1 protein-coding gene is annotated in these 350 nt (G+C 56.0%); it reads right to left on the bottom strand.

What is annotated here, in order from left to right:
* The coding region (gene gpFI / locus FQZ95_RS27040) for a DNA-packaging protein FI (RefSeq protein ID WP_237428030.1) at window positions 1–253 on the bottom strand (253 nt) is incomplete at its 3' end.
* Window positions 254–350 lie beyond the last annotated feature (97 nt).

Raw genomic sequence — 350 nt, 5'->3', positions numbered from 1 at the left:
CAACCGTGACCAGATCAGCCGTATCAGTCACGGTATCCGGCTGCGCTGATACAACCTCATTTTCATGTCCGGTCAGCGCATTTTCCGGGCTGACAGATGTGTCCTGACCGGCAGCGTCATCCGTGTCATCAAGCTCCTCTTCCAGCTCTGCCACACGGAGTGCCAGTTCTTCTTTCGTCCCCGTCAGGCTGACATCACGGTTCAGTTGCTCACCCAGCGACCGGAGACGGACAATCAGTTCATCTTTCGTCATGGACTCCTCCACAGAGAGAAAATGGCCCCGAAGGGCCATGATTACGCCAGTTGAACGGACACGAACTCATCAGGATCAGCCAGCAGCATCAGCGGTG

This window comes from Escherichia sp. HH41S (genome assembly GCF_009820115.1).
GTDB classification, from domain to species: Bacteria; Pseudomonadota; Gammaproteobacteria; order Enterobacterales; family Enterobacteriaceae; genus Escherichia; species Escherichia coli_F.
This window is presented reverse-complemented; position numbering and strand designations above follow the sequence as displayed.